This window comes from Streptococcus oralis ATCC 35037, from assembly GCF_900637025.1.
GTDB lineage: Bacteria > Bacillota > Bacilli > Lactobacillales > Streptococcaceae > Streptococcus > Streptococcus oralis.
The window spans coordinates 1455172-1482099 of the sequence record NZ_LR134336.1 but is presented as its reverse complement, the minus strand read 5'-3'; the positions used below and the strand labels follow the sequence as shown (position 1 = coordinate 1482099).

The 26928-nt window shown below is 38.7% G+C and carries 29 protein-coding genes, 1 tRNA gene and 2 pseudogenes; 20 read left to right on the top strand and 12 right to left on the bottom strand.

Annotation, left to right across the window (positions count from 1 at the left end; genetic code table 11):
* Positions 1–6: 6 nt before the first annotated feature.
* Genes trpD through trpA form a run of 5 tightly spaced genes read left to right on the top strand, consistent with a single transcriptional unit; the run spans position 7 to position 4331 of the window.
* A complete protein-coding gene (gene trpD, locus EL140_RS07390; protein WP_000658698.1) occupies positions 7–1011 on the top strand; it encodes an anthranilate phosphoribosyltransferase in 1005 nt (334 codons plus the stop codon).
* Positions 1008–1775, top strand: a complete 768-nt coding sequence (trpC, locus tag EL140_RS07385; protein ID WP_000076531.1) for an indole-3-glycerol phosphate synthase TrpC — start codon at positions 1008–1010, stop codon at positions 1773–1775. Before trpD ends, trpC begins: the two co-directional genes overlap by 4 nt.
* Positions 1762–2361 carry a phosphoribosylanthranilate isomerase gene (locus EL140_RS07380; protein WP_000169920.1) on the top strand — a complete coding sequence of 200 codons (600 nt, stop codon included), beginning with the start codon at positions 1762–1764 and terminating at the stop codon, positions 2359–2361. Before trpC ends, EL140_RS07380 begins: the two co-directional genes overlap by 14 nt.
* A complete protein-coding gene (trpB, locus tag EL140_RS07375) occupies positions 2339–3562 on the top strand; it encodes a tryptophan synthase subunit beta (RefSeq protein ID WP_000331276.1) in 1224 nt (407 codons plus the stop codon). The genes EL140_RS07380 and trpB overlap by 23 nt, the downstream gene beginning before the upstream one ends.
* Positions 3555–4331, top strand: a complete 777-nt coding sequence (gene trpA, locus EL140_RS07370) for a tryptophan synthase subunit alpha (RefSeq protein WP_001127017.1) — start codon at positions 3555–3557, stop codon at positions 4329–4331. The genes trpB and trpA overlap by 8 nt, the downstream gene beginning before the upstream one ends.
* Here the strand turns inward: trpA and EL140_RS09810 are convergent.
* Positions 4303–4389: pseudogene (locus tag EL140_RS09810) on the bottom strand (prepilin peptidase); the annotation flags it as partial. The gene trpA and the pseudogene EL140_RS09810 sit on opposite strands and share 29 nt — an antisense overlap.
* Before the next feature lie 31 nt (positions 4390–4420).
* On the bottom strand, positions 4421–5320 hold the full coding sequence (locus tag EL140_RS07365) for a helix-turn-helix transcriptional regulator (protein WP_000687279.1): 900 nt from the start codon (positions 5318–5320) through the stop codon (positions 4421–4423).
* A 78-nt stretch (positions 5321–5398) separates the two neighbouring features.
* On the opposite strand from EL140_RS07365, the gene EL140_RS07360 reads away from it, so the two are divergent.
* The gene (locus EL140_RS07360; protein ID WP_000682683.1) at positions 5399–5854 is read left to right on the top strand and encodes an effector binding domain-containing protein; all 456 of its coding nucleotides are present in this window, start codon (positions 5399–5401) and stop codon (positions 5852–5854) included.
* Here EL140_RS07360 and EL140_RS07355 read toward each other — a convergent pair.
* On the bottom strand, positions 5843–6505 hold the full coding sequence (locus EL140_RS07355) for a prepilin peptidase (RefSeq protein WP_000566511.1): 663 nt from the start codon (positions 6503–6505) through the stop codon (positions 5843–5845). The genes EL140_RS07360 and EL140_RS07355 overlap by 12 nt on opposite strands.
* 69 nt (positions 6506–6574) lie before the next feature.
* Between EL140_RS07355 and EL140_RS07350 the strand changes: the two genes are divergently transcribed.
* From EL140_RS07350 to EL140_RS07335, 3 genes and pseudogenes are all read left to right on the top strand, one after another.
* On the top strand, positions 6575–7030 hold the full coding sequence (locus tag EL140_RS07350) for a GNAT family N-acetyltransferase (RefSeq protein ID WP_000155446.1): 456 nt from the start codon (positions 6575–6577) through the stop codon (positions 7028–7030).
* Positions 7031–7133: 103 nt separating this feature from the next.
* Positions 7134–7647 (top strand): annotated as a pseudogene (locus EL140_RS09795) (thiol-disulfide isomerase).
* 69 nt (positions 7648–7716) lie between these two features.
* Complete coding sequence (locus tag EL140_RS07335) at positions 7717–8238, top strand: hypothetical protein (RefSeq protein ID WP_002874801.1); 522 nt, start codon at positions 7717–7719, stop codon at positions 8236–8238.
* 217 nt (positions 8239–8455) lie between these two features.
* Here the strand turns inward: EL140_RS07335 and EL140_RS07330 are convergent, their stop codons facing one another.
* The 5 genes from EL140_RS07330 to EL140_RS07310 form a co-directional block, all read right to left on the bottom strand.
* Positions 8456–8659: a CsbD family protein gene (locus EL140_RS07330; RefSeq protein WP_000102421.1), complete on the bottom strand. Its 204-nt coding sequence runs from the start codon at positions 8657–8659 to the stop codon at positions 8456–8458.
* A gap of 41 nt (positions 8660–8700) precedes the next feature.
* Positions 8701–9285: an Asp23/Gls24 family envelope stress response protein gene (locus EL140_RS07325; protein ID WP_000072930.1), complete on the bottom strand. Its 585-nt coding sequence runs from the start codon at positions 9283–9285 to the stop codon at positions 8701–8703.
* 11 nt (positions 9286–9296) lie between these two features.
* The gene (locus EL140_RS07320; protein ID WP_000454669.1) at positions 9297–9467 is read right to left on the bottom strand and encodes a DUF2273 domain-containing protein; all 171 of its coding nucleotides are present in this window, start codon (positions 9465–9467) and stop codon (positions 9297–9299) included.
* A gap of 10 nt (positions 9468–9477) precedes the next feature.
* On the bottom strand, positions 9478–10041 hold the full coding sequence (gene amaP, locus EL140_RS07315; RefSeq protein WP_000045616.1) for an alkaline shock response membrane anchor protein AmaP: 564 nt from the start codon (positions 10039–10041) through the stop codon (positions 9478–9480).
* 99 nt (positions 10042–10140) lie between these two features.
* Positions 10141–10377: a GlsB/YeaQ/YmgE family stress response membrane protein gene (locus tag EL140_RS07310; RefSeq protein WP_000964740.1), complete on the bottom strand. Its 237-nt coding sequence runs from the start codon at positions 10375–10377 to the stop codon at positions 10141–10143.
* A 296-nt stretch (positions 10378–10673) separates the two neighbouring features.
* On the opposite strand from EL140_RS07310, the gene EL140_RS07305 reads away from it, so the two are divergent.
* Positions 10674–12155, top strand: a complete 1482-nt coding sequence (locus EL140_RS07305; protein ID WP_001205297.1) for an AcpB/EbpR/MafR family transcriptional regulator — start codon at positions 10674–10676, stop codon at positions 12153–12155.
* A 456-nt stretch (positions 12156–12611) separates the two neighbouring features.
* Here the strand turns inward: EL140_RS07305 and EL140_RS07295 are convergent, their stop codons facing one another.
* From EL140_RS07295 to EL140_RS07275, 4 genes are all read right to left on the bottom strand, one after another.
* The gene (locus EL140_RS07295) at positions 12612–13757 is read right to left on the bottom strand and encodes a low temperature requirement protein A (protein WP_000209254.1); all 1146 of its coding nucleotides are present in this window, start codon (positions 13755–13757) and stop codon (positions 12612–12614) included.
* A gap of 693 nt (positions 13758–14450) precedes the next feature.
* Positions 14451–14966 (bottom strand): DUF308 domain-containing protein, encoded by a 516-nt coding sequence (locus tag EL140_RS07285; protein WP_000672739.1) that lies wholly within the window; start codon positions 14964–14966, stop codon positions 14451–14453.
* Between the two features lie 354 nt (positions 14967–15320).
* Positions 15321–15393, bottom strand: a tRNA-Lys gene (locus EL140_RS07280).
* Positions 15394–15657: 264 nt separating this feature from the next.
* A complete protein-coding gene (locus EL140_RS07275; RefSeq protein WP_001113188.1) occupies positions 15658–16929 on the bottom strand; it encodes a replication-associated recombination protein A in 1272 nt (423 codons plus the stop codon).
* 115 nt (positions 16930–17044) lie between these two features.
* On the opposite strand from EL140_RS07275, the gene EL140_RS07270 reads away from it, so the two are divergent.
* From EL140_RS07270 to EL140_RS07220, 10 genes are all read left to right on the top strand, one after another.
* Positions 17045–17515 (top strand): DUF3013 family protein, encoded by a 471-nt coding sequence (locus EL140_RS07270; protein ID WP_000257122.1) that lies wholly within the window; start codon positions 17045–17047, stop codon positions 17513–17515.
* 34 nt (positions 17516–17549) lie between these two features.
* A complete protein-coding gene (locus EL140_RS07265) occupies positions 17550–19034 on the top strand; it encodes a DUF262 domain-containing protein (protein ID WP_000664191.1) in 1485 nt (494 codons plus the stop codon).
* Positions 19016–20107: an AAA family ATPase gene (locus tag EL140_RS07260; RefSeq protein ID WP_001122753.1), complete on the top strand. Its 1092-nt coding sequence runs from the start codon at positions 19016–19018 to the stop codon at positions 20105–20107. Before EL140_RS07265 ends, EL140_RS07260 begins: the two co-directional genes overlap by 19 nt.
* Before the next feature lies 1 nt (position 20108).
* A complete protein-coding gene (locus EL140_RS07255; protein ID WP_000680882.1) occupies positions 20109–20864 on the top strand; it encodes a hypothetical protein in 756 nt (251 codons plus the stop codon).
* A gap of 30 nt (positions 20865–20894) precedes the next feature.
* Positions 20895–21845 (top strand): 50S ribosomal protein L11 methyltransferase, encoded by a 951-nt coding sequence (gene prmA, locus EL140_RS07250; protein ID WP_000451145.1) that lies wholly within the window; start codon positions 20895–20897, stop codon positions 21843–21845.
* Between the two features lies 1 nt (position 21846).
* The gene (locus EL140_RS07245) at positions 21847–22590 is read left to right on the top strand and encodes a 16S rRNA (uracil(1498)-N(3))-methyltransferase (protein ID WP_001188171.1); all 744 of its coding nucleotides are present in this window, start codon (positions 21847–21849) and stop codon (positions 22588–22590) included.
* Positions 22591–22600: 10 nt separating this feature from the next.
* Positions 22601–24397: an oligoendopeptidase F gene (gene pepF / locus EL140_RS07240; RefSeq protein WP_000435599.1), complete on the top strand. Its 1797-nt coding sequence runs from the start codon at positions 22601–22603 to the stop codon at positions 24395–24397.
* A gap of 28 nt (positions 24398–24425) precedes the next feature.
* Positions 24426–25208 carry a hypothetical protein gene (locus EL140_RS07235; protein ID WP_001079817.1) on the top strand — a complete coding sequence of 261 codons (783 nt, stop codon included), beginning with the start codon at positions 24426–24428 and terminating at the stop codon, positions 25206–25208.
* 61 nt (positions 25209–25269) lie between these two features.
* Positions 25270–26061 carry a DUF2785 domain-containing protein gene (locus tag EL140_RS07230; RefSeq protein ID WP_000272780.1) on the top strand — a complete coding sequence of 264 codons (792 nt, stop codon included), beginning with the start codon at positions 25270–25272 and terminating at the stop codon, positions 26059–26061.
* A 110-nt stretch (positions 26062–26171) separates the two neighbouring features.
* On the top strand, positions 26172–26840 hold the full coding sequence (locus EL140_RS07220) for an MIP/aquaporin family protein (protein ID WP_000714826.1): 669 nt from the start codon (positions 26172–26174) through the stop codon (positions 26838–26840).
* The last annotated feature ends 88 nt before the right edge of the window (positions 26841–26928 follow it).

Here is a 26928-nt window from a genome sequence, read left to right as displayed (position 1 = left end):
ACTAGGATGAAAGAGATTATTGAAAAACTAGCAAAATTTGAAAATTTATCAGGTGTGGAAATGACGGATGTCATTGAGCGTATCGTAACTGGGCGTGTAACCGAAGCGCAGATTGCTTCTCTTCTCTTGGCCCTTAAGATGAAGGGGGAAACACCGGAAGAACGCACAGCCATTGCACAAGTCATGAGAGGGCATGCCCAACACATTCCAACTGAGATACATGATGCTATGGATAACTGCGGTACAGGTGGGGACAAGTCTTTCAGCTTTAACATTTCGACAACTGCAGCCTTTGTCTTGGCTGGTGGCGGCATCCACATGGCCAAGCACGGTAACCGTTCGATTTCTTCTAAATCGGGTTCTGCAGATGTCCTTCAAGCATTGGGTATCAATCTTGACCTCAAACCAGCTGAACTAGGTAAGGTTTTTGATAAAACTGGAATCGTCTTTCTCTTTGCTAAAAATATGCACCCAGCTATGAAGTACATCATGCCCGCTCGTTTGGAACTAGGAATTCCAACAATCATGAACTTGACTGGTCCACTGATTCACCCAATGGCCTTGGAAACACAGCTTCTTGGTATTAGTCGTCCAGAACTGCTAGAAAGTACCGCTCAGGTTTTGAAAAATATGGGGCGAAAACGTGCCGTTGTGGTTGCTGGACCAGAAGGTCTTGATGAAGCCGGCTTGAACGGAACAACCAAGATTGCTCTTCTTGAAAATGGCGAAATTACCTTATCCAGTTTTACTCCAGAGGATTTGGGGATGGAACGCTACGCTATTGAAGATATCCGTGGAGGGAATGCTCAGGAAAATGCAGAGATTTTGCTTAGCGTTCTTCAAAACGAACCAAGTCCATTCTTGGAAACGACAGTTTTAAATGCTGGTCTTGGTTTCTATGCTAATGGTAAGGTTGCTAGTATCAAGGAAGGAGTTGCCTTGGCTCGTCAAGTGATTGCTAGTGGCAAGGCCCTTGAAAAACTCAGACTGTTACAGGAGTACCAAAAATGAGTCAGGAATTTTTAGCACGAATCTTAGAGCAGAAGGCGCGTGAAGTCGAGCAGATGGAGCTGGAGCAAATCCAGCCCTTGCGCCAGACCTATCGCTTGGCTGACTATTTAAAACAACATCAGGACCGTTTACAGGTAATCGCTGAGGTCAAGAAAGCTAGCCCTAGTCTGGGAGATATCAATCTCAATGTGGATATTGTGCAACAGGCCCAGACTTATGAAGCGAACGGCGCAGTGATGATTTCGGTTTTGACAGATGAGGTTTTCTTTAAAGGGCATTTGGATTATCTACGAGAGATTTCCAGTCAGGTACAGATTCCGACGCTCAACAAGGACTTTATCATCGATGAAAAGCAAATCATCCGTGCTCGCAATGCCGGCGCGACAGTTATCCTGCTCATCGTGGCAGCCTTGTCAGAAGAACGCCTCAAGGGACTTTACGACTACGCGACAGAGCTTGGTCTGGAAGTCTTGGTGGAGACTCACAATTTAGCTGAACTAGAGGTGGCCCACAGACTTGGTGCAGAGATTATTGGGGTCAATAATCGCAACTTGACCACCTTTGAAGTCGACTTGCAGACCAGTGTAGACTTAGCCCAGCACTTTGAGGAAGGGCGCTATTACATTTCTGAATCTGCTATTTTCACAGGGAAGGATGCAAAACGCGTTGCACCATACTTTAACGGAATTTTGGTAGGGACAGCTCTTATGCAGGCAGAGGATGTGGCTCAAAGAATCAAGGAGTTGCAAATTGACAAAGGTTAAAATTTGTGGACTATCGACCAAAGAAGCGGTAGAGACAGCCGTTTCAGCAGGGGCAGACTATATCGGTTTTGTCTTTGCACCTAGTAAAAGGCAGGTGACCTTGAAAGAGGCTGCTGAGCTGGCAAAGCTCATTCCTGTGAACGTTAAAAAGGTTGGCGTATTTGTTTCACCAAGTCGGGCAGAACTGCTAGAAGCGATTGACAAAGTTTGCTTGGACTTGGTTCAAGTTCATGGTCAGGTAGCGGATGACTTGTTTGAGGATTTGCCTTGTGCCAGCATTCAGGCTGTGCAGGTGGATGGAGATGGGAATGTGCCCAATTCTCAGGCAGACTATCTACTCTTTGATGCCCCTGTGGCTGGGAGTGGTCAGACCTTTGACTGGGGCCAACTGGATACAGCAGAACTAGCTCAGCCATTTTTCATCGCAGGTGGACTTAATGAAGACAATGTAGCAAAAGCAATTCAACACTTTACTCCCTATGCAGTTGATGTATCGAGCGGAGTGGAGACAGATGGACAAAAAGATCAGGAAAAGATTAGAAGATTTATAGAGAGGGCAAAGAATGGCATATCAAGAACCAAATAAAGATGGATTTTACGGAAAATTCGGCGGACGTTTCGTCCCAGAAACATTGATGACAGCAGTTTTGGAGTTGGAGAAGGCCTACCGTGAAAGTCAGGCGGACCCAAGTTTCCAAGAGGAATTAAACCAACTCTTACGCCAGTATGTAGGACGTGAAACTCCCCTTTACTACGCAAAAAACTTGACCCAGCATATCGGCGGAGCCAAGATTTACCTCAAGCGTGAAGACCTCAACCATACAGGGGCCCACAAAATTAACAATGCCTTGGGACAGGTTCTTCTGGCTAAACGCATGGGTAAAAAGAAAATTATCGCTGAAACTGGTGCTGGTCAGCACGGTGTGGCAACTGCAACAGCTGCAGCCCTCTTTAACATGGAATGTACCATCTACATGGGTGAGGAAGATGTTAAACGCCAAGCCCTTAATGTCTTCCGTATGGAGCTTTTGGGAGCCAAGGTTGAGGCTGTGACTGATGGTTCGCGCGTGCTCAAGGATGCGGTCAATGCAGCCCTTCGTTCATGGGTGGCTAATATCGATGATACCCACTATATTCTTGGTTCTGCCTTGGGGCCTCATCCATTCCCAGAAATTGTTCGTGATTTCCAAAGTGTCATTGGTCGAGAAGCTAAACAACAGTATCGCGATATGACAGGTCAAGATCTGCCAGATGCCCTAGTAGCCTGTGTTGGTGGTGGTTCTAATGCTATCGGTCTCTTCCATCCCTTTGTAGAAGATGAGTCTGTAGCCATGTATGGGGCTGAAGCAGCAGGACTTGGTGTGGATACAGAGCACCACGCAGCTACCTTGACCAAGGGCCGTCCAGGTGTTCTTCACGGTTCCCTCATGGATGTGCTCCAAGATGCCCATGGTCAAATTCTTGAAGCCTTCTCTATCTCAGCAGGTTTGGACTATCCTGGTATCGGTCCAGAACATTCACACTACCACGATATTAAACGTGCCAGCTATGTTCCTGTGACAGACGAAGAAGCCTTGGAAGGATTCCAACTCTTGTCTCGTGTGGAAGGAATTATCCCAGCCTTGGAATCTAGCCATGCCATTGCCTTTGCAGTGAAATTAGCCAAAGACCTCGGACCAGACAAGTCTATGATTGTCTGCCTATCTGGACGAGGGGACAAGGATGTGGTTCAAGTCAAAGACCGCTTGGAAGCAGATGCAGCAAAGAAGGGAGAAGCCCATGCCTAAGACACTAACAGAAAAATTGAATGCTATCAAAGCAGCTGGAAAAGGAATTTTCGTTCCCTATATCATGGCTGGAGACCACGAGAAAGGTTTGGATGGTCTCGGTGAAACAATCCACTTTTTAGAAGATTTGGGTGTTTCAGCCATTGAAGTGGGTATTCCCTTTTCAGACCCTGTTGCAGATGGCCCTGTTATCGAAGAAGCAGGTTTGCGCAGTCTAGCTCATGGGACTTCTACCCAGGCTTTGGTTGAAACCTTGAAAACCATTCAGACTGAGGTGCCACTGGTCATCATGACCTACTTCAACCCCCTCTTTCAGTATGGTGTTGAGAACTTTGTCAAAGATTTGGCAGATACAGCCGTTAAGGGTTTGATTATCCCAGACCTGCCTCATGAGCATGCCAACTTTGTAGAGCCATTTTTAGCAGATACAGACATGGCCTTGATTCCCCTAGTTAGCTTGACCACAGGCCTTGAACGACAAAAAGAATTGATCAAGGGAGCAGAAGGCTTCGTCTATGCTGTTGCCATCAATGGGGTGACAGGGAAGTCAGGAAATTACCGTGCAGACTTGGACAAGCACCTGGCGCAATTGCATCAAGTAGCTGACATCCCAGTCTTGACAGGATTTGGTGTGTCTAGTCAAGAAGACGTAGAACGCTTCAATGCGGTGTCAGATGGTGTTATCGTCGGTTCGAAAATTGTAAAAGCTCTCCACCAAGGAGAGCCAATTGAGGACTTTATCAAACAAGCAGTAGCTTACCAAAAATAATCACGCAAGCAGCAAGTAAGAGGAAAGGCACAAAAGGAAGTCTTTCCTTTTTCTTTTTAGGGTATAAGTTCATGAATGACAGTTGAATATTAGTTTGGGTATTGCTTATGAATGGTATCTATATAGTTGGTGAAATGTTTCAGGAAATGCTTAGGAGATATAACAGTGATGTATTTTCCAAAAGCAAGCAAGGTATTGTATCCCCAATCATTGTCGTTTAACGGATAAGTAATCTCGTAAATATCGCTATTAATAGGTTTTATGGCATTATAGCCTAAGAGTTCCACAAATCGATCAAGAACAATTTTCTGGACATGCAGGATGACAGGTACTTTGTTTTCATTCATCCAAGCACCACCATCATAGGGAAGTGGTGTAAAATGTCTTTTTGAAAAAGTATCGGAGAGAGTAAGTTCACTAATTCTAGCAACTTTAAAAACAGAAAAACGCGCTTTATCAGTATCGTAGGCATCCATATACCAACTCCGGTCCTTATAGACAATACGGTAAGGCTCACAATTTTTTTGACTCACCAGTCCTTGTGAATTAATATAGGAAAATTTTATTTTTACTCTACCTCTGATAGCTTCCAATAACTTAAAAATCAAAGTTCGTATTTCCAAGTTCCCTTGAGATAGAGATAAATCAATTTCGAAATCAGAGTATGTATTGGTAGCATTTAATTTCAATATAGCATTGAAAGTAGAGGCATCTTCCAATACTTGATAACGGCTTTTTAAACCAGATTCGATCGAAAGCCGTTCGGATTGGGTCAGGGGAGGTTTGTCAGTTTGGAAGTCTTCCATAAGAAAAATGCCTCCATTTTTTCCTTTCATTACATAGAGAGGAATGCCTGCAAGAGATAAATCATCAATATCTCTCATAATAGTTCGTGTGCTGACTTTAAAAAGTTCTGATAATTCTTTAGCTGTTGTTTTTCGTTTATTTACTAAATGAGAAATAATCCCCATTTGACGGTCGATTTTCATAATTTTCTCCTTAAATATGACAGATAGTTGTCATATTACTTTTGTTATGATTATACCATAAAGAAAGGAGTTCATATAATGAAACATCAAACTAAACCATCGTTTACCTTAGTTGGCAAGAGTATTTTGATAGAAGGAACTACAGTTCATGAACATCACTATTCTAAAGAGAAAACGGCATTCTATACTCAGTTATTTAAAGAAGGAATGCTAGGAAAATTGATGCCCCATTCCATAGATAAAAGAGGCTATGCTTTGATAGTTCCTCATAAAGATGGTATACAATACTACGCAGGAGTTGTGGCAAATAATGCTGTGGCAGGTTACGAAAGCATTCTTGTCCCAGAGAAAGATTATTTAGTAAGCTCAGCCAGTGGTGATAAATCAAGACTCTTGTTTGATAAATTGGAGGATAACTTTTTTGAGGGAGAATATAGTTCGCTTTACAATGATGGAATTATCTTAGAAATACTTTTAAACGGTAATCCCATGGATGCAGAAGTTGAGCTTTGGGTTCCCAATTCAACAAACTAATAAGAACTGATAGAAAATTATTATAGTCGCAGCAAGTAAGAGGAAAGGCACGAAAGGAAGTCTTTCCTTTTTCTTTTGCAGGAGAAAGGCCAGAATGCCTGCCGCAGAAGCGAACTGAATCAAGATGAGTAATTCTGTCGCGCTAAAGATGAGAGCACAAGAAGCTAGAAAGAGAAAATCCCCTGCGCCCATGCGAATATCGATAAAATGGGCCATGATTCCAAGTATAAGGAAGAAGACCATAACCAGATTCCAACTACAGAAAGCCATGAGGATTAGGTGGAAAGTCATCCAGACTAGTAAGGGATATTCCTGATGGCGAAAGTCGTAGATGCCCAAGGTCAAACCAGCAGTGATGAGGATGACTTGACCCAAGGAAATCCAGCCCCAAGACCAAGCTAGAAAGAGGATTCCTAAGCCGAGTTCAAAGAGGGCATACCAGAATGGATATCGAATCTTGCAGTAGCGACAGCGAAAGCGATTGAAGACCTGCGAAAGGATAGGAATCAAATCTAAGGGTCGCAAGCGAGTCTGACAGGAATTGCAGTAGCTAGCCGGTCGAATAATGGATTGCTCAGGGAAACGGTCAATGATCAAACCCAAGAAAGAAGCGAGAATGCTCCCGACAAGAAAAAAATAAAGATCAATCATACTTATCTATTCGTAAAAAATAGGAGAAGTAGTATAATGGAGAAACATAGATAAGATGGTGAGGTCAAGATGACAATTCGTTTTGAAGAAAATGTGAGCACAGAAAATGCTCAGCTCGTATGCCAATGGTCTAACTCCCTTGGCAAATCCTTTCAAGAACAATGGATGGGAACAATGATTCCTTTTCCCTTGACAATTCAAATCTTGCAAGATTTGGAAGGAATCTTTTCAATCTTTGATGGACAAGAGTTTGTGGGGCTTATCCAGAAAATCAGGCTAGAAGACAGGAATCTTCATATCGGGAGATTTTTTATCAACCCTCAGAAGCAGGGGCAAGGCTTAGGTAGCCAGGCTTTAAGAAAATTTGTTAGTTTGGCCTTTGAAAATGAAGACATAGACACTATTTCTCTAAATGTCTACGAGGCAAATCAAACAGCTTACAAGCTTTACCAAAAAGAAGGATTTGAAATCGTTCAAATGGTTGAAACACCTATACGAAAATACATCATGAAAAAGGGCAGATAGCAGTCACATGGTGCTAGAGTCCCAAGGATTTTCAAGAATAAAGAAGTTATCTTTCAAAGTTAGAAACAAGACTTCTATGATTTATTAGATAGAGGAAATAAACATGTCGAGACCTAGAAAAATACGAATCTTGCTTGCTTCTGTACTTGCCTTAGTTGTTGGTATCACTCTTTATTTTCAGTATCAGAGTCACCAAGAACGGTTCCAATTAAAGACTTCCTTTGAAGAAGAGGACAATATAGCAGTCTTACAACATTTAATGGATTCAGGGAAATATGCGTCTGACATGCGAAAAGCAGGCTATATTGTTCCTCCCGACGGTGCCATTCGCTTGGATGGAGATAGGGATAAAAGGAGACATTGATTTGAAAATGTCGAATCCTGGCAGGGATGAAGTCTCAGTTTTATTTGAAACAATGGTAAATGAGGAAAAAATAAATGCCTACTATATTTTAGATCATCAATTAACCCTAAAACGTAGTTACTATTCTCATATCAGTAATCAAAATAAAGAAAGTGTGACGATTTCTCAAACCGAAGAAGAACGCCTGTTAAAGATTGTTCGAAAAGAGTTGAAAGATTTTCTAGATAAGATGTATCAGACTTTGTATGGTTGATGTTACTAGTGAGAAATGGATGCGAGACTCTGTTCAGGATGTCAACGATGATGAGAAAAGGGGAAAAGAATGTTTACAGAATTGCTCTTTATTGTCTCTTTCGTGTTACTTTTACCTTTGTTTAAAAGTAGGCGCTCACGAATAATTATAGGAGTCTTGTATAGTTTGCTGCTAGTTTGGTTTGTCCTTTCGGTTTTGAACTATGGCAAATACACTCTTCAACCAGGTCAATCCGTCAACTTAAGAGTAAATCCCAGAACACAAGATTTGGAATACTATTCAATCTTCATCTTGAAGAAAAATGATTCAAGTAAAATTAAATTAACTGGCTCTAGTGTTTGGAGTGAGAGTAATGGTGATATTTACTATGAAGTAGAGGGACAAAAAATTATAAAAAGCCATGGTTTCGACAAGGAGGATGAAGAACTTCCAAACAACCAAGCAGATATTTATTTAGAAAAAGATGGAGTTGTTGTGAGTTACCAAGGTGAAAAAGTGTTTGATGCCACCAATAACAAACCCTACACGATCACCATTACCAATGTAGACAACCAACCAGCCCAATTTGAGGCTCAGGTGGTGGATAAATAAGCTAGTCTAGTAGTGTGCAAGCTTTTCAATTTTCTTTCTTTAAAAGGGAGCTATTATTTTAAACAAGTAAAAAGCCCTGAAACCAGAGCTTTTCCTATTAAAAATTTCTTTTAACGAAAATTGGGAAGCGTGTTTAGAATCCGATCTACAAAAAAAGAGGACATTTACGGTCCTCTTTTTGACTACTATAGATGAAAAGGTCAGCTAACTTTTAGCCTTATTTTTCATCTTTGTGAAGCATGTTTTTAACACCTTCAATAGCGCCTTCGACAGCGTCTTTAGCATCTTCAGCAACTTCTTTTACTTTGGAAACAACTTTTTCAGCTGTTCCTTCTTTTTCCATTTTTTCATCGCCGATCATTTTGCCGACACCTTCTTTAATGGAACCTTTTGCTTGATTTAGTTTTTCTTCTGTTGACATGATTCTGCCTCCTTTAAATTGATTGATTTAGACTAGATGAATTAGTGTACGCGAGCATTTTCCTTTGCTTCGCCCTTAACGGCTTCAACACCTTCACCTACTTTTTCTTGAACAGCAGCAACACCTGAACCGATACCAGATTTCACTTTTTCAAATTGTTCTGAAGCAAATTCTCCTGTTGAAGAAGCCACGTCAGTTACTCGGTCTTGGAGGCTAACTGAATCTGCTTCATGCTGTTCCTTCGTTTTGATATCAACAACATTCACATTGACTTCAACTACTTCTAGATCAGTCATTTTTGTAACTTGTGATACAACAACATCTTTGATTTCTTTGTACAAAGCAGGGACATTCTTTTGGTACTCAACAACAATGTTCAAGTCAACTGCAACTTGCTCTTTCCCAACTTCAACATTGACACCATGAGTGACATTATCTGTATTGATAATTTTTTCTGTTAGATTAGAGAAGAATCCTCCATCCACATCCAAAAGTCCAGGTACTTTTTCAAGTGAAAGACCAATGATTTTTTGGATTACTTTGTCTTCATAAGTGAGTTCCCCTTTAATATCTTGAGAAACAACAGCAACATCTTTTTTTTCTACATTTTTATCTACGTTTGACATACGAGACTCCTTTATTTATTTAAATATTTTTCCTTAACATAGTATCCTGCAAATGCTCCTAAGGCTCCACAAATTAGTACAAATAGTGTTTTGAAAAAGCCAAAGGATAAGATAAAGCAAGCGAGAATGACACCTACTAAACCTGCAATAATTGGATACTGGTATTTTTTAAACCATTCCATTTTTACTTCCTTACTTTACACGACTAACAGTCTTTTTGGTCGTTTTTTGAGGTTCAACTTCTTTAACTTTAACTTCAAGTTTTACCTCACGTTCAATACCAAAGAACTGCTTTAATCCATGAGTTATTTCATTCTGAATGACAAGACATCGTTTTGAGATGTTGTCCGAAGGAAGAATTTTGCCCTCAACATAAACGAAACATTTATTTTTGCGGCTATTTACATGGACTGTTGGTTCTTTGATCAACTGATGATCAATGACCAAACATCGAACAAAGCCTTCGATAGCTGAATTTTTTAGTTTTAATGTATCTTCTTGAGTCTCTAATTGAATCTCTAAATATTGTTTAGGATAAAAGAGTATCACTAACATTGAAATTAAAACTAAAACAGATAGGACAAGTGTCCCCCAAAAGACATATCTAGCAATCAGGAATTCAGCGTTGAGTTCTCTCCAACTGAATAAGTGGATATCTAAATCACTGACCTGATGATAATCTATGAGAATAGGAAGGAAAATAGTCAAGATTAAGATACAGAAAATAAGTAACAGTATTTTCTTTGATTTTGACATATTAAATCCTTTCAAATGAAAAGCTTTAAACCATAATTTTACCCGTCTACAGTATTCAAAATTATGGCTTATCACTTTTAATTTCTTACTAGGTAATGCTTATTTTTTACCAAATAAGAATGAAACGACTGCAACAACAATCACTGCACCTACGATTGATGGAATAATAGCCATTCCAGCCAATGAAGGTCCCCAGCTTCCGAGAAGAGATTGTCCTACAGATGAACCGATAAGACCTGCAAAGATATTTGCAATTATTCCCATTGAACCACCTTTTTTAGTGATTGCACCAGCGATGAGACCAATAAGACCTCCTACAATAATGGACCACAACATAGTGTATCCTCCTTTTCTAATTCTAAATCAAAGAATCAACATCTTTGATTGAACTAATTATATACTATCTCAACTTGGAAACATAATAGTTCGTCTTGAAAACCGTACTGTAAACACGTACTCTAGATACAGATAAATAAGAAAAGCTTGATGCTTCTGAGTTTCTAAGGGATTAGACTAGTCTTTTTATAACAAGCAAAAGTCGTTGTAAGAGGATAAATGCACTCTGTGTGGTATAATTGCATGAAGATTGAAAGACAATCATTTAGTTTATTATAAAGAAAGAAAAGTTATACATGAGAGATTTATTATCGAAAAAAAGTCATAGACAATTAGAATTGTTAGAATTACTATTTGAAAATAAACGCTGGTTTCATATTTCGGAACTAGCAGAATTATTGCACTGTACAGAACGTTCTGTAAAAGATGACTTGTCTCAAGTCAGATCTTCTTTTCCTGACTTGCTGTTTCATTCCTCAACAAATGGCATCCGTATCATTAACACCGATGATAGTGATATTGAGATGGTTTATCACCATTTTTTTAAACATTCAACTCACTTTTCAATTTTAGAATTTGTCTTCTTTAATGAAGGATGTGATGCTAAGAGTATTTGTAAAGAGTTTTATATCAGTTCATCCTCGTTTTACCGTATCATCAGTCACATTAATAAAATTATTAAGAAACAATATCGTTTTGAAATTAGCCTCAATCCAGTTCGAATCACTGGAAATGAAATCGATATCCGTTACTTTTTTGCCCAGTATTTTTCAGAGAAATATTATTTTCTTCAATGGCCATTTGAAGATTTTTCAGTAGAACCTTTGTGTAAGTTGTTGGCACTGGTCTATAAAGAAACTGCCTTTCCAGTCAATTTCGCAACTCAACGAATGTTAAAGTTGCTCCTTGTTACGAATTTATACCGAATAAAGTTTGGTCATTTCTTGGAAGTTGAGAAAAATTCTTTTAACAACCAATTGTTGGAATCTTTCATGCAGGCAGAAGGAATTGACGAGATTGTAGCGAGCTTTGACTCTGAATATCATATCTCTCTGAATAAAGAAGTGATCGGTCAACTGTTTGTATCCTATTTTCAAAAAATGTTTTTCATAGATGAAGAAGTATTTCTGAACCATGCAAAAACAGACAGCTATGTAAAAAAATCGTATCAGTTATTGGGAGATCTAGTAGATCAGGTATCAAGAGAGTATAATCTCCAGGTAGACAATAAGGACAATCTGATCTGGCATCTGCATAATACGGCACATCTGCATCGGCAGGAATTATCGACAGAGTTTATCCTATTTGATCAAAAAGGCAATACAATCAAGAACTTTCAAAATATTTTCCCTCGCTTTGTTTCAGAGGTGAAAGAAGGGATTGAACATTATCTAGAGGCTTTGGATATGGATTACAATTCAATGAAAGTCAATCACTTGAGCTATACTTTTATTACCCATAGCAAACACTTAGTGTTAAATCTTTTACAAAATCAACCTAAATTAAAGGTTTTAGTCATGAGTAATTTTGATCAGTATCATGCAAAATCAGTAGCAGAGACTCTTTCTTATTATTGCAGCAACAATTTTGAACTGGAGGTTTGGAGTGAATTAGAACTATCAATTGATTCTTTAAAAGAGTCACCTTTCGACATTATTATTTCTAATTTTATTATTCCACCAATTGAGAACAAGAGACTGATCTATTCCAATAATATTAATACGGTCGCACTCATCTCCTTACTTAACGCAATGATGTTTATTCGACTAGATGAGTAACTAAGAATAATAAAAAAACGCTATGTAGCGTTTTTTTATTATGAGAAAAGAATTTCATCTATATTAGACTCAGAATATCCTAAAAATTTAAGCAAAAAAGCCTTGGTTTACAAGGCTTTTTTGCTATTTCTATGCCCCCTGCATGAATTTGTAAGAACTTTTCATATTGAAAATAAACAAAAATGTTGAAATATAGCTGATTTTAGGGAAATACATTTAGGTATTTTCAATGTCAGGATTTAAAAATGGGGCAAAAGTGGGGCAAAAACAAATTAACGAAAAAAATATCGAGTTCGTGCATCAAGTAAATGATAAATTGCAAGAATAAGTGCAACATTTACTCGAACTCATCCTCTAGAGCTTCACTAGCAGTTCTGTAAGCTAAACATTTTCGTGGTCGGTGATTGATATCATATAAAGCCTTGGTTCCCAAAGCTTTTTTATGTTATAAACTCATTAAAATAACTCCCAGTTAGATTTGGAATATTTTTTATTCTGTGTCATATAAAAATAAATAAAATGAATGGCTATAGCTAGAGCTAAAATGGTTGTTATACTCACTACTATTATAGGATTAGAAGCAAAGATTAAAGAGAGAATCAAGGCAGCCAGATAGAGTGTCGCTTGGACACAGTAGTAACTTTTCGAATAGCGAAGATAGTGTTTGTTATAGGGTCCATTTACTAGGACAGCAGCTTGAAAGAGGCCAAATCCGATATAAGAGAAGATGGTTGCAAAGAGACGATTAGCTTCAGGATTCAGAAGAAAACTCATCGATACAGTCATCATCATAAGTCCAATGAAAATAGGATAGTGACTGTAAATTAGAAATAGTCCCTTTTGATTAGATTTTTCATCAATAGCATGGTCGAATTGACCAAAATAAAACAAGAACAGAGAAATCATAATAATGAAATAAAGAACCGAATAAATCGAGAAATTCTCGATTGTAAAGAAGTTAGCTAGCTCCGTAATCATCTCTCCAAACATAATAATGACAAGAAGGGAGATGCGCTCGATTAAATGGGGGAGATTTACCTGGTAATGCTTATCTTTATTAAGCAAGATACTTGGCATAATAAATGTTAGCAGAATACTAGCAAATAAGATATAGACTCTAAGGTAAATAGGAAGAAGAGCTGCTAGATAGAATCCTAAACTTCCTAGACCTGTTATCCATAGAAAACCTTTGATACTTTCCCGATTAGCATCATCGGTTGATTTTCTAAAAAATTCAACCAAATATTGAAAAAATAAGGTAAGGGTTAATGTACCAATAGCCCAACAGAGATAATGAAAATATTGTTGCCAATCAGGTCCAATCATATTGGCTATAAAGAGTAAAATTCCCATTTTGATAAACATGATTACTATGTTAAATAAAGAGTTCTTTCCATAGCGATTGGTATAATCGGTTTGAATCATCCAGGAATCGATGAGAAACAAAGTAGCAATGAGAAAATCAAGGAAAGAATTCCAAGTCAAAATACCGTTATGAAGATGGTCAATTAAAGTAGTTACTTTTGAAATTGCAAAAACAAAAACTAAGTCATAAAAAAGTTCTGAAAATTCTACACGTTTATGTTTAATAAGAGTTGTCATCTTAAGACCTTTCTATTTTAGAAGTACAATTTATTATAACAGAAAATGGTAATAAAAGAAAAGAAGATGCTTAAATAACTTCATGTGACGCGAATTGTCAAAACCTTGGAGCACATTTACCTCACGTACCAGCTTACAGGCGGAGTGTTTGATGATTGATAATAAAGAATAAGATTATACAATAGAAAAGCGAGGATATCCTCGCTTTTTTTATTTAATCTAATAGCTCCTTATTTTCAATTAAGAGCTCTAGTGGAGATTTATCTCTTGCTTCAATAAAACCAGGTTCATATTGGGTATGAAGTGTTCTTTAAAAAGTGGACCGGCCAAACCGTTTCAGAATATAGAGTTCAGCCTCATGGATAGAGAGTGGGACAGAAACCGGTAATTCGTTAGAATTCGATTTCGTCGTCCCACCTCCGCACAGTTGAGTAGGGCTTTAAAAGCTGATGAAATCAGCGTAGTAGAGCCCACTCAACCACTGCGTCTTGTTCGATAATCCAAAGACAATTGAGAGGCTAGGACTTTTGTCCCAGCCTCCAATAAAGAGTGAGTGCTAAGACTACAAAAAAGCCTTGGTTATCAAGGCTTTTTCCTGTTGATTTAGATGCCCCAACTGAGCTAAGGAGGCAACAGAAAAAGCTGAGAATGTAACTTCCCAGCTATTTTAATATGCCCAAAATGGCAGCTAGATTATTTACGAAAGGCATCAAGGATATAGGTGAAACCAACAATTAAAAATGCAAAGGCAACGACATAAACGACAAAGACACTTGTAGCTACTGGATTGAACAAAATCACTAGACCTAGTAAAAATGCAAGCAACGCTATCCACATGATATGGTTGCCAATAATAGGGAAAATCAATCCCAGACGATTGCCTTTAAAGAAAGCTATAATGGCTTCTACAATTAACCAAATTCCTAAAATAGTTGGAATGACAACTGGCAGCGTCACAAAGCCATAGGCAACGAGGTAAAGAGCTAAGAGAAGATTAACAATCCCTTGGAAAAGATGAGCTGGTGAGCGAAGCTCTTTTGGTACAGAGAAATAGCCTAAAATAGCTGCTATAGAAGAAACCAGTAAACCAAATGCAATCCACCAGCTGTAAGCAACAAGATTAGCTACTGGGTTTGTAAATAGGAAAAGTCCTAAAAGGACAAAAACAACTCCTGCAAGGAATAGCAGTAAACGATTAGAAAATTTCATTTCAATACCCCCTATATAGTATAGTATAGTTTGATAATAAAAATATTATACACCTTTTTAGAGGAAATGTCAATAAACAAAATGGAAAATTTGGAAGTTTCAGTCTGATTTATGAAAAGAAAATCAGTTTTTATTATTTTGAAAATAAAAAGAGAAGATAAAATTTGTCTTCTCTACATGAAAATATTGTATGGAATCAAAGCAAAAGTAACTGGCTTTACACTATTTGTAAAGATGTAATTTGATTCAAAAAGAAAAGATAGATTTAAAATGTGGGACAAATGATGGGGTAAATCAGTTATAGACAAGCAAAAAAAGCCTTGATTTACAAGGCTTTTTCCTGTTGTATTTAGATGCCCCCTACAGGGATCGAACCTGTGACCCACGGATTAAGAGTCCGCTGCTCTGCCAGCTGAGCTAAGGAGGCAAAGAAAAAAGCTGTATTGGTGCCGAAACTTCACGGTTTGTATTGAACCCGCGCAATTAAGCAGGTGGGCAACTCGCTCTAACTGAAGCTGTTTCCGTGTGAGACGGCCTACATGCTGTTAGAAGACTTTTGTTTCCCTAATAATACAAAAAATAGTCGGTCAACACTTAAGTGTGAAGTCGTACACCACAGCGTTTCTATGTTTATATAATACCACTTTTTCAAAAAAAATCAAGAGGAAAGTGCAATTTTTTGAAAAGGATTTCAGATTTTTCGCAAACGGTCGATAGCTTCCTTTCTTTGAGCCAAAGCCCGTTCATATTTACCAGTATCTTCTGCTTGGAAATAGTGATGATTACGAATTTTTTCTGGTAGATAGTCTTGCTTGACCCAATTTCCAGGATAGTTGTGTGGATAGAGATAGTCTTGGGCATTCCCCAGTTCCTTGCTTCCACTGTAGTGCCCATCACGCAGGTGTCGCGGAATAGGCAAGTGCCCTGATGTTTTGAGGTCGGCAAGAGCCTTATTCATAGCTACATAGGCTGAGTTGGATTTTGGAGAAAGGGCCAAATCAATCACGACATTGGCAATGAGAATGCGGGCTTCTGGGAACCCAATCTTTTGGGCAGCATCCAGAGCAGTCACGGTGTGAATCTGAGCTTCAGGGTTGGCCAAACCGATATCTTCATAGGCGATAACGGTCAAGCGACGAGCGAGACTAGGCAAATCACCAGCCTCAATCAAGCGGGCAGCATAGTGAAGACTGGCATCCACATCCGAGCCGCGAATGGATTTTTGCAGGGCTGAAAGGACATCATAGTGACCGTCCCCATCCTTGTCCATAGTAATATAGCTTCGCTGGAGGCTATTTTCCATAATATCAAGCGTGATATGGCGGATACCATTGTCATTCTCAGGGGTAGAGAGAACAGCCAAATCTAGTGAATTAAAGGCAGAACGGAGGTCTCCATTGGTAGAGGTTGCGATAAAATCCAGCGCATCCCCATCTAGCTCAACTGGGAAGTCAAAACCACGCTCAGGATTAGTGAGAGCGATCTGAATCGCTTCTTTAACATCTTGATTGGCCAAGGGTTCTAACTCAAAAATCTGAACACGGCTACGAATGGCTGGAGTGACAGAAAAGAAGGGATTTTCAGTTGTGGCCCCAATCATGATAACCAGACCACTTTCCAAGAGTGGCAGAAGAAAGTCTTGCTTGGTCTTATCGAGACGATGAATCTCGTCCAGTAATAGGACTAATCCTCCTGAGAATTTAGCTTCTTCAGCGATTTCTTGGAGACGTTTTTTACTATCAACAGTGGCATTGAAGGTCCGAAAGGCATACTTGGTGGTTCCAGCGATGGCTGAGGCAATACTGGTCTTACCAATACCTGGAGGTCCGTAGAGAATCATGGAGGACAGACGATTGGCTTCCACCATGCGACGGATAATTTTTCCTGGTCCGACCAGATGCTCCTGACCGATGACCTGGTCGATAGTTTTTGGGCGCATGCGAAGCGCGAGATTGTCTGGCATAGCAGTCCTTTCTAACATGGATTTTCTGATGTATATGTGGTAAGATGGTAGTATCTATTTTAGCATATTTCCGAGTAATCGGGGCGATTTAAGAGTCGCATAGAAAGAGGACAAAATGGCAACATACGGATTTTTAGATGTTTTAGAGGAAGAATTGGAGAAGAACTTTCCCTTTGACTTTGAGATTAGTTGGGACAAGCGCAACCATGCGGTAGAAGTGAGTTTTCTTTTGGAAGCACAAAACGCTGCAGGTGTGGAGATGGTGGACGAGGACGGAGAGGTATCATCAGACGATATCCTCTTTGAAGAAGCAGTCCTTTTCTACAATCCTGCCAAGTCAACAGTCAATGAGGAAGACTATTTGACAGTTATCCCTTACCTACCTAAAAAAGGTTTTTCTCGTGAGTTTCTAGCTTATTTTGCGCTATTCCTCAAAGACACTGCAGAGGTTGGGCTGGATGCGCTCATGGACTTTTTGGAAGACCCAGAAGCAGAGGAGTTTGTCATGGAATGGAACCAAGAAGTCTTTGAAGAAGGAAAAGTTGGCTTGGAAGAGGGAGAATTTTATCCTTATCCGAGATACTAGATAATAAAAATAAAACCAAAAAGGAGAATATATTATGAAAGAACAACAGATTTTTGATAAATTAAAGGAAAAATTTGTAGGCTATGACATTCGGAAAAATCATGAAATTAGTAAAGATAACCATAATCATTTATTTGTAGATTTTGCTATTTTCCATTCCGAGAAGCCATTTGTAATATTGGAATATAAAGAAAAGTATAAAAAATATAATGATATACTAGAGCGTATCGAATCGTATTCTCAAGTTCCAGCGTTCGTTGTGGTAATTGAAGAAGGGGAGTTGTTCTTTTATAGGTCTCTTAATGAGGAGGCATTGAATTTTATTGAGTTCCAGGAGTTACTTCAAGAACTGACTATTGAAAAAACGGAAAATAATTTTTTAGGAGTTGAAAATACAGAGCAAGAGATTACAGAGGATATTAGTAGTCCATTTAATCCAGAAGATATCAACATTCAACAACAGTTGCTTTCAGTTAAATATTTGCATGAACTTCATACAGAAGATGCAATTAACTTAAGTCCAGATTTCCAACGTGGTTATGTTTGGAAAGAAAACAAGAGAAAATCTCACTTAATTGAATCATTGATGTTAAGTATACCAATACCAGCATTTTACTTGTATGAAACGGGCGCAGATAGTAATGATGATTATGAGTTCTCGGTTATAGATGGTCAGCAACGTTTGACAACAATTTTTGATTTTTTAAATGATAAGTTTCGGTTGTCGTCATTAGAGTATCTGGGTGATTCCTACAATGGAAGTAGATTTTCGGAGCTCCCTCCAAAAATAAAAAGTAGAATAAACAGAACACAGTTATCTTTGAATATACTTAGTTACGATTCTCCACACAGAATCATTTATGATATTTTTAAACGAATTAACACTGGAGGGAAAGCTCTTAATAACCAGGAAATGAGAAATGCCGTAAGTACAAATTATACTAGAAAATTATTAAACTTATGCACAGAATCTGAAGAGTTTCTATCTGCGACTAACAGGCGTGTTAAAACATTGAGATTAGATCATCATGAATTAGTATTGCGATTTTTTGCCTTTCATAGAATCTATGATTTTGAAGCAAAAAAAGTAAATTATCAGAGTTCTAATATTGTTGATTTATTAAATGATGAAAACGAAAAGTTGAATAAGATAATTTCTCAAGAAAGCCTTAGCCAATATTTAGAAATTTTTAAAACTTCAATGAGTAGATGTTTTAAGTTATTCGGGGATAAAGCGTTTGTGAAGGTTATCTATAATAAAGAGAAAGAAGAGTACGAATATTCTATGTTAATAAACAAACCACTGTTTAGTGCGTTTAGTGTTATTTTAGCCAATAGAGAATATGAAAATATTAATTTTGGAAATTATAGTCAAATAGCTCTAGATAAACTCTCTCAAAAGTTAGAAGATCCTACTAATTTTATGTCTATATCAACTTCAACGAATAGTAAGAGTAAGGTAGAAAATTATTTTAAAATGTGTCAGGAGGTAATTGACGAATGCCTATTAGAAATGTAAGGATAAAAAATTATAAGTGTTTTCAAGATGAAAGTATAGAGTTATCAAAGTTGACAGTATTAACTGGTAGAAACTCAGCAGGAAAATCATCTTTTATTCAATCTCTTTTATTATATGAATTGTCTGGAAAAAATAAGCGAATCTACACGAATGATATATTTGGGTTAAATTTAGGTTTACCGTCAAAGTTAATTAATTTTACCGATAGTAGCATAGATACAGATAGTAGTGGACAGGAATTTCAAATTGGTATTGATGATAAAATTTCTAAATTCTCTATTGAAGAGGAACGTTTTTCTGAAAATTACTTATCAACAGTAGCAGATGAAAGAAATGAGAAAACATTTTATTATATCAATGCTGAAAGATTCGGTCCGAGAGTTTCGCAAATGATTGAAGAGACAGATGTCGAAGATGTAGGGAGTTCTGGGCAGAATACACTGTTTGTTTTATATAGAGTTAATATTAAGTATAGAGTCCAGAAATTTCCTACAGCAATAAAGAAGAGTAATGGTGGATTTAAAAATGAGTGTGAGTATTGGGTAAATAAAATTATTGATGACGTTCAATTCGAAGTTTCTGTCAATGATGACTTAGGAGTGTCTTCGTTGAGGTTTAAAGAAAATGGAATAGATGTGTTACCAACTAATGTTGGTTTTGGGATATCATATATTCTACCGATCATAGTTCAAGGACTTTATCTATCAGTCTTAAATAATAAAGACAAGAAAGAGAGGGTACTCATTGTTGAGAATCCAGAGGCACACTTGCATCCGTATGGACAGTCTCAAATTGGACAATTTTTAGCTGAATTAAGTCATAAAGGGGGAGTTCAGGTAATCGTTGAAACACATAGTGACCATGTAATTAATGGTATGAGATTATATAGTTTAAGACAAAAGTGTGTTGAATCAGATTTTAGATTATATTATTTTAATAAACAAGATGGAAGACATGAAATAATTTCTATTAGAATTAATGAATCAGGAGAAATTATTGATTGGCCAAAAGGTTTCTTTGATCAAGCTAAGATTGATTTATTTGAAATGATGAAGCATAGATTAGGAAAATAGCATGAAACATAAGATTGGTGAATTGTATTTACATACTCCTTGTGATTTTCAAAATCTCACAATGAATAGTGACTATACAAAATATACATTACAAAATTTGAAAAATGATTCTTGTAAAATACCTGAGGAATATTTTTTTATGAAAGATGATATGGGTAATAGTTTTGAGAATATATCCAATGAATTAATAACATATTATCTTCCAGATTTTTCTAAGTTTAACATATCCTCCAAAAATACTTATCAGGATATTGAAAGTGAACCCTACTATAAATATTTAACAGATAGAGAGATAAAAAATTCAGTCATTAATGATGCGGAAGCAATGAAACTAGAAAAAGAGTTCATATTATCGATGCCGATGAGTGAATTTGAATCAACTCTAAAAATACCTTATTTTGATAATTTTATATTAGCAGAAGAAGATTTTGTATTTGAATTTGTTAAAGATTATTTACCAAAGGATTATAAAGAAGAAATCTTACGAGTTTTAGATGATTTGAATGATTTTTGTTATGGTAATAAATTAGATTCATTTATTGGAAATAGAAAAGGATTAATTGATAATTTAAATTCATCTGTAGGAAATTGTTCAAGTATGGGAAGTGGAGAAACAAAAAGAAAATATAAAATTGGAAAACATTATTATATTATGCATTTTAAATTGTTTCGACCTGACAGTAGCGCTCGCATATATTTTAACTTTGATGAAACAGAAAAAAAGATTGTTTTGGGTAAGATTGGACATCATTTATAAGTAAACTAGAATTATAGAAAGTAAATAAATATGGAAACATGGCAAGAGTTAAAAGTTACAGTTAAGCGTGAGGGAGAGGAGCTGGTCTCTAACCTTCTGATTGAGCTGGGAGCGCAAGGTGTTGCGATCGAGGACAGTATGGACTATGTGGGAAATGTGGATCGCTTCGGTGAGATTTTCCCAGAGGTCGAGCAGCAAGAAGAAATCGTGGTGACAGCCTACTATCCTGATACGGTTGATGTGGCAGTGGTTGAGGCAGACTTACAGTCTCGCTTAGCAGAATTGACAGATTTTATGGATTTGGGAGAGGTCAAGATGGGGACGACTGCCTTGGCTGAGGAAGACTGGGCCGACAACTGGAAGAAATACTATGAACCAGCTCGCATCACTCATGACTTGACCATTGTGCCGTCCTGGACGGACTATAAGGCGACTGCAGGAGAAAAGATTATCAAGCTAGATCCTGGTATGGCCTTCGGGACAGGAACCCACCCGACGACCAAGATGAGTCTCTTTGCCTTGGAGCAGGTTCTTCGTGGTGGCGAAACGGTGCTTGATGTAGGAACTGGTTCAGGGGTTCTCTCCATTGCAAGCTCGCTGCTTGGTGCTAAGAAAATTTTCGCCTATGACCTGGATGATGTGGCGGTTCGGGTGGCTCAAGAAAATATCGAGCTCAACCCTGGCATGGAAAACATCCATGTTGCTGCTGGAGATTTGCTCAAGGGTGTGGAGATTGAAGCAGATGTCATTGTGGCCAATATCTTGGCGGATATTCTCATTCATCTGACAGACGATGCTTATCGTTTGGTCAAGGACGAAGGCTACCTGATCATGAGTGGCATTATCAAGGACAAGTGGGACATGGTGCGCGAGTCAGCTGAGTCAGCTGGATTTTTCCTTGAAACCCACATGATTCAAGGGGAATGGAATGCCTGTGTCTTTAAGAAGACCAAGGATATTTCTGGTGTGATTGGAGGCTAGCATGCAGCAGTATTTTATCAAAGGCAGTCCTATCTCTCCTGTCACCATTGAGGACAAGGAAACCAGCAAGCATATGTTTCAGGTCATGCGCTTGAAAGAAGATGATGAGGTGACCTTGGTCTTTGAGGATGGTATCAAGCGTTTGGCGCGCGTGTTGGATGTGGAAAATCGTCAGTTTGAATTGGTTGAAGAATTAGCTGACAATGTGGAACTGCCCGTTCAAGTAACCATCGCATCTGGTTTTCCCAAGGGAGACAAGCTGGAGTTTATTACTCAGAAAGTAACAGAACTAGGAGCTAGTCAAATCTGGGCCTTTCCTGCCGATTGGTCAGTCGCCAAGTGGGACGGCAAGAAATTGGGTAAAAAGGTTGAAAAACTGGAAAAAATTGCCCTTGGAGCAGCAGAGCAAAGCAAGCGTAATATTGTCCCAAGTATTCAGCTTTTTGAGAAAAAAGCAGATTTTCTAGCTCAGTTTGACCAGTTTGACTCAATTGTGGTGGCTTATGAAGAATCAGCAAAAGAGGGAGAAGCTGCTGCGCTCTTACAAACAGTCACTGGTCTTGAAAAAGGAGCCAAATTGCTCTTTATCTTTGGCCCAGAAGGCGGTCTTTCACCTGCAGAAATTGAAAGTTTTGAAGCCAAAGGAGCTGTTCTTGCAGGACTTGGTCCAAGGATTCTTCGAGCGGAAACAGCCCCGCTTTATGCCTTATCAGCCCTTAGTGTTTTAGTAGAATTAGAAAAATAAGAGGAAGAAAATGGAACAAAAACACCGTTCAGAATTTCCAGAGAAGGAACTTTGGGATTTAACCGCCCTTTACCAAGACCGTGAGGATTTCTTGCGAGCAATCGAGAAAACGCGCGAAGATATCAACCAATTTAGCCGTGACTACAAGGGCAATCTTCACACTTTCGAAGATTTCGAGAAGGCCTTTGCGGAATTGGAGCAAATCTATATCCAGATGAGCCATATTGGCAATTATGCCTTTATGCCTCAGACGACAGACTATAGCAATGAAGATTTTGCTAATATTGCCCAAGCTGGGATGGAATTTGAAACAGATGCCAGCGTAGCCTTGACCTTCTTTGACGATGCCTTGGTGGCAGCAGACGAGGAGGTCTTGGACCGTTTGGGTAAATTGCCTCACTTGACGGCAGCCATTCGTCAGGCCAAAATCAAAAAAGCCCACTACCTAGGGGCTGATGTGGAGAAGGCCTTGACCAATCTAGGTGAAGTTTTCTACAGTTCTCAGGATATTTACACCAAAATGCGAGCTGGGGACTTTGAAATGGCTGACTTTGAAGCCCATGGCAAGACCTACAAAAACAGCTTTGTAACCTATGAGAATTTCTACCAAAACCACGAGGACGCTGAAGTTCGTGAGAAATCCTTCCGTTCCTTCTCAGAAGGACTTCGTAAGCACCAAAATACGGCAGCTGCAGCCTATTTAGCCCAAGTCAAGTCTGAAAAACTCTTGGCAGATATGAAGGGCTACGACTCAGTCTTTGATTATCTCCTAGCTGAGCAAGAAGTGGACCGTGCCATGTTTGACCGCCAGATTGACCTCATCATGAATGATTTTGCGCCAGTTGCTCAGAGATACCTCAAGCATGTTGCCAAGGTCAATGGTCTTGAAAAGATGACCTTTGCAGACTGGAAATTGGACTTGGACAGCGCCCTGAATCCTGAAGTGACTATTGATGACGCCTATGATTTGGTCATGAAGTCAGTAGAACCTTTGGGACAAGAATATTGTCAGGAAGTTGCGCGCTATCAAGAAGAACGCTGGGTGGACTTCGCTGCTAATAGTGGCAAGGATTCTGGTGGTTATGCGGCGGATCCATATCGCGTGCACCCTTATGTCCTCATGAGCTGGACTGGTCGTTTGAGCGATGTTTATACCTTGATTCATGAAATCGGGCATTCTGGTCAATTCATCTTTTCAGATAATCACCAAAGTTACTTCAATGCCCACATGTCTACTTACTATGTCGAAGCGCCATCAACCTTCAATGAATTGCTTCTCAGTGACTACTTGGAGCACCAGTCTGATGATCCACGTCAAAAACGCTTCGCTCTTGCTCATCGCTTGACAGACACCTACTTCCATAATTTCATCACCCACCTCTTGGAAGCAGCCTTCCAGCGTAAGGTTTATACATTGATTGAAGAAGGGGAAACTTTTGGAGCAAGCAAACTCAACAGCATTATGAAGGAAGTCTTGACGGACTTCTGGGGAGATGCCATTGAAATTGACGATGATGCAGCCTTGACTTGGATGCGTCAAGCTCACTACTACATGGGCTTGTATAGCTACACATACTCAGCAGGCCTTGTTATCTCTACTGCAGGTTACCTCCATCTGAAAAACTCTGAAACTGGAGCTAGAGACTGGCTCAATCTCCTTAAATCAGGTGGCAGCAAGACACCGCTTGAGTCAGCCATGATTATCGGAGCCGATATCTCAACAGATAAACCACTACGTGATACCATCCAGTTCTTGTCTGACACAGTTGACCAGATTATAGCCTACAGTGCCCAGTTGGGAGAGTAGGGAAATGGGCAAATTTTAGGAGAATAATATGAATAGAATCAAAGAATGGCTAGAGCAAGATCCCCAAAGAATGCATTTTATCAAAATTGGTCTAGTTTTGTTGGGAATCATTTTATTGATTGCTTTGCCTACTCTCTATCTTGTTTTGAGCGGAGTTGGTATTTGGTATTTTGTAAAGAAAGCACCAGATATTCGAAAAAGAAATCTAATGATTGGGCTTTTCATTGTCAGTTTTGTTGCAGTTGCTCTTCAAACTCCAACAGTCTCAAAGAAAACTTCATCTTCTCAGTCAGAAAATAAGCAGACTGCGACATCTACTACTTCGACAGCTTCAACCACGGATACTTCATCCAGTATAGAGGAAGCAAAACGAATCGAAGAAGAGAAAAAAGCTAAAGAAAAAGCAGAAGAAGAGAGAATTGCCAAAGAAAAAGCTGCAAAGGAGTTGCAAGAAAAAGGTGAAACCTTAGTCAAACAATTGGAAGACAGTCAAGATGCGAGTCAAGTGAAGTCTGCTAAAGAAACAGTTAATCAGATTGAAAATAATGATAAAAAGACAGAGTTGCTTGATAGAATAGGTGCAGTTGAGTCGTTAATTTCTCAAAAAGAAGAAGAAAAAAGAGCTGCGCGTGAAGCTGAAACCAAAGCTCAACAGCAAGATAGAATTGTCTATGTTGCAGACCATGGGAAATCAAAAGTTTATTGGTATAGTAAGGATAGAATGCCTTCAAAAACGAATAAAGCTAACGTTGTTGAGATGACAGAAGCAGATGCGATTGCAGCAGGAAAACGACCATCTAAAAAAGAATAAGACAGAAAGTCATCTTCGGATGACTTTTTGATAAGTTACTAGAAATGTAGAGGTACTTGAGATGTATGAAGAATTACAAAGAAAAGTGACAGAAGAAAAACCAAGCTATAGTCGAGAAGAAATTCAGTGGTTGCTTGATCATTTAGGAGATCCCTCTCCAGAAATTCGAGACGAACTTGTTTTTACGAGTTTGGCTAGAGGGATTCAAGAAGAACTGTTTTCCCTTGAACAGTTTCAGTTTATCTCAGAAGAGGTCTCCTCTGATGAAGGTCTATACAAAGAGATTGATAGTAGAGGAGTTTCGGCTCTTAAACGTTCTTTTAGGGCGCTTATTTATGCCAATCTTTTGTCTGCAGATGGTAATGAGCACTCTCTTTTCTATAAAGGATTAAAAGCTGATATAAGAAATGCTATGCTATCTCAAGGTTTGTATTACCTAAAAAAAGAAAAGGATACGACAGGATTTTCAAGTCAGTATGGTTGGGTTCACGCTTTTGCGCATGGAGCGGATCTCTTGACGGAAGTGATTTGTCATCCAGATTTTCCTAGTAACAGAGTTTCTGAAGTATTTGATGTACTGGGTCAACTATTTAAAAGAATTCCCATTCGTTTTACAAATGATGAGGATTGGCGGTTAGCGAGAGTACTTTATGAACCTATTTTGCAAGGAAAATTAGAGCAGGAACAAGTAGCTTCTTGGATAAAAACTGTTGACTTTCCGATAGAAGAGAGGGAAGATTTTTATAAATTTTCCAACTTCAGATCCTGTCTGTTGGAAGTCTATATCCAACTTGACCAGAAAAATAGTTTACAAGATGCCTTGAAAGAAGCCATTCAATCTTTTCAGTACTAAGGATAAGCGAGTCGTTTCATGATTTTCAAATAACTTTCCAGTCAATTTTCTTGAAACCCTTTCCTTCTTTTGATAGACTAATACATAGTTTGAAAAAAAGGAGACTTATCATGAAAAAATTTGTTGCTGAATTAATCGGTACATTTATGCTTGTGTTCATAGGAACAGGAGCTGTTGTTTTTGGAAATGGTCTTAATGGCCTTGGACACCTTGGAATTGCTTTTGCCTTTGGTTTAGCAATTGTGGTTGCAGCTTACTCAATCGGAACTGTTTCAGGTGCTCACTTGAACCCAGCAGTTTCGATCGCTATGTTTGTAAACAAACGTTTGTCATCTTCAGAACTTGTAAACTACATCCTTGGACAAGTAGTTGGAGCTTTCCTTGCGTCAGCTGCAGTATTCTTCCTCTTGTCTAACTCAGGCATGTCAACTGCTAGTCTTGGTGAAAATGCCTTGGCAAACGGTGTCACTGTCTTTGGTGGATTCTTGTTTGAAGTCATCGCAACTTTCTTGTTTGTCCTAGTTATCATGACTGTAACATCAGCAAGCAAAGGCAATGGCGCAATCGCTGGTTTGGTGATTGGTTTGTCATTGATGGCTATGATTCTTGTTGGATTGAACATTACTGGCCTTTCAGTAAACCCAGCTCGTAGCTTGGCACCTGCTGTCTTGGTAGGTGGCGCAGCCCTTCAACAAGTATGGATTTTTATCCTTGCCCCAATCGTTGGTGGCGTTCTTGCAGCCCTTGTTGCGAAAAGCTTCCTTGGAACAGAAGAATAATTGAAACTCAAAAAGCCTTGCTCCTCAGTTTGAGGAACAGGGCTTTTTCGTATTATACTCTTTGAAAATCTCTTTAAACCACGTCAGC

Bases quoted from the DNA above. Each gene is read 5' to 3' on its own strand.
- EL140_RS07295 (WP_000209254.1), bottom strand. From the start codon at position 13,757: ATGACAACTCTTATTAAACATAAACGTGTAGAATTTTCAGAACTTTTT.
- EL140_RS07255 (WP_000680882.1), top strand. From the start codon at position 20,109: ATGAAACATAAGATTGGTGAATTGTATTTACATACTCCTTGTGATTTT.
- EL140_RS07360 (WP_000682683.1), top strand. From the start codon at position 5,399: ATGAAACATCAAACTAAACCATCGTTTACCTTAGTTGGCAAGAGTATT.
- pepF (WP_000435599.1), top strand. From the start codon at position 22,601: ATGGAACAAAAACACCGTTCAGAATTTCCAGAGAAGGAACTTTGGGAT.
- EL140_RS07350 (WP_000155446.1), top strand. From the start codon at position 6,575: ATGACAATTCGTTTTGAAGAAAATGTGAGCACAGAAAATGCTCAGCTC.
- prmA (WP_000451145.1), top strand. From the start codon at position 20,895: ATGGAAACATGGCAAGAGTTAAAAGTTACAGTTAAGCGTGAGGGAGAG.
- EL140_RS07335 (WP_002874801.1), top strand. From the start codon at position 7,717: ATGTTTACAGAATTGCTCTTTATTGTCTCTTTCGTGTTACTTTTACCT.
- EL140_RS07305 (WP_001205297.1), top strand. From the start codon at position 10,674: ATGAGAGATTTATTATCGAAAAAAAGTCATAGACAATTAGAATTGTTA.
- EL140_RS07355 (WP_000566511.1), bottom strand. From the start codon at position 6,505: ATGATTGATCTTTATTTTTTTCTTGTCGGGAGCATTCTCGCTTCTTTC.
- EL140_RS07285 (WP_000672739.1), bottom strand. From the start codon at position 14,966: ATGAAATTTTCTAATCGTTTACTGCTATTCCTTGCAGGAGTTGTTTTT.
- trpD (WP_000658698.1), top strand. From the start codon at position 7: ATGAAAGAGATTATTGAAAAACTAGCAAAATTTGAAAATTTATCAGGT.
- EL140_RS07320 (WP_000454669.1), bottom strand. From the start codon at position 9,467: ATGGAATGGTTTAAAAAATACCAGTATCCAATTATTGCAGGTTTAGTA.
- EL140_RS07275 (WP_001113188.1), bottom strand. From the start codon at position 16,929: ATGCCAGACAATCTCGCGCTTCGCATGCGCCCAAAAACTATCGACCAG.
- trpB (WP_000331276.1), top strand. From the start codon at position 2,339: ATGGCATATCAAGAACCAAATAAAGATGGATTTTACGGAAAATTCGGC.
- EL140_RS07260 (WP_001122753.1), top strand. From the start codon at position 19,016: ATGCCTATTAGAAATGTAAGGATAAAAAATTATAAGTGTTTTCAAGAT.
- trpA (WP_001127017.1), top strand. From the start codon at position 3,555: ATGCCTAAGACACTAACAGAAAAATTGAATGCTATCAAAGCAGCTGGA.
- EL140_RS07230 (WP_000272780.1), top strand. From the start codon at position 25,270: ATGTATGAAGAATTACAAAGAAAAGTGACAGAAGAAAAACCAAGCTAT.
- EL140_RS07330 (WP_000102421.1), bottom strand. From the start codon at position 8,659: ATGTCAACAGAAGAAAAACTAAATCAAGCAAAAGGTTCCATTAAAGAA.
- EL140_RS07220 (WP_000714826.1), top strand. From the start codon at position 26,172: ATGAAAAAATTTGTTGCTGAATTAATCGGTACATTTATGCTTGTGTTC.
- EL140_RS07270 (WP_000257122.1), top strand. From the start codon at position 17,045: ATGGCAACATACGGATTTTTAGATGTTTTAGAGGAAGAATTGGAGAAG.
- EL140_RS07325 (WP_000072930.1), bottom strand. From the start codon at position 9,285: ATGTCAAACGTAGATAAAAATGTAGAAAAAAAAGATGTTGCTGTTGTT.
- EL140_RS07310 (WP_000964740.1), bottom strand. From the start codon at position 10,377: ATGTTGTGGTCCATTATTGTAGGAGGTCTTATTGGTCTCATCGCTGGT.
- trpC (WP_000076531.1), top strand. From the start codon at position 1,008: ATGAGTCAGGAATTTTTAGCACGAATCTTAGAGCAGAAGGCGCGTGAA.
- EL140_RS07245 (WP_001188171.1), top strand. From the start codon at position 21,847: ATGCAGCAGTATTTTATCAAAGGCAGTCCTATCTCTCCTGTCACCATT.
- amaP (WP_000045616.1), bottom strand. From the start codon at position 10,041: ATGTCAAAATCAAAGAAAATACTGTTACTTATTTTCTGTATCTTAATC.
- EL140_RS07235 (WP_001079817.1), top strand. From the start codon at position 24,426: ATGAATAGAATCAAAGAATGGCTAGAGCAAGATCCCCAAAGAATGCAT.
- EL140_RS07265 (WP_000664191.1), top strand. From the start codon at position 17,550: ATGAAAGAACAACAGATTTTTGATAAATTAAAGGAAAAATTTGTAGGC.
- EL140_RS07365 (WP_000687279.1), bottom strand. From the start codon at position 5,320: ATGAAAATCGACCGTCAAATGGGGATTATTTCTCATTTAGTAAATAAA.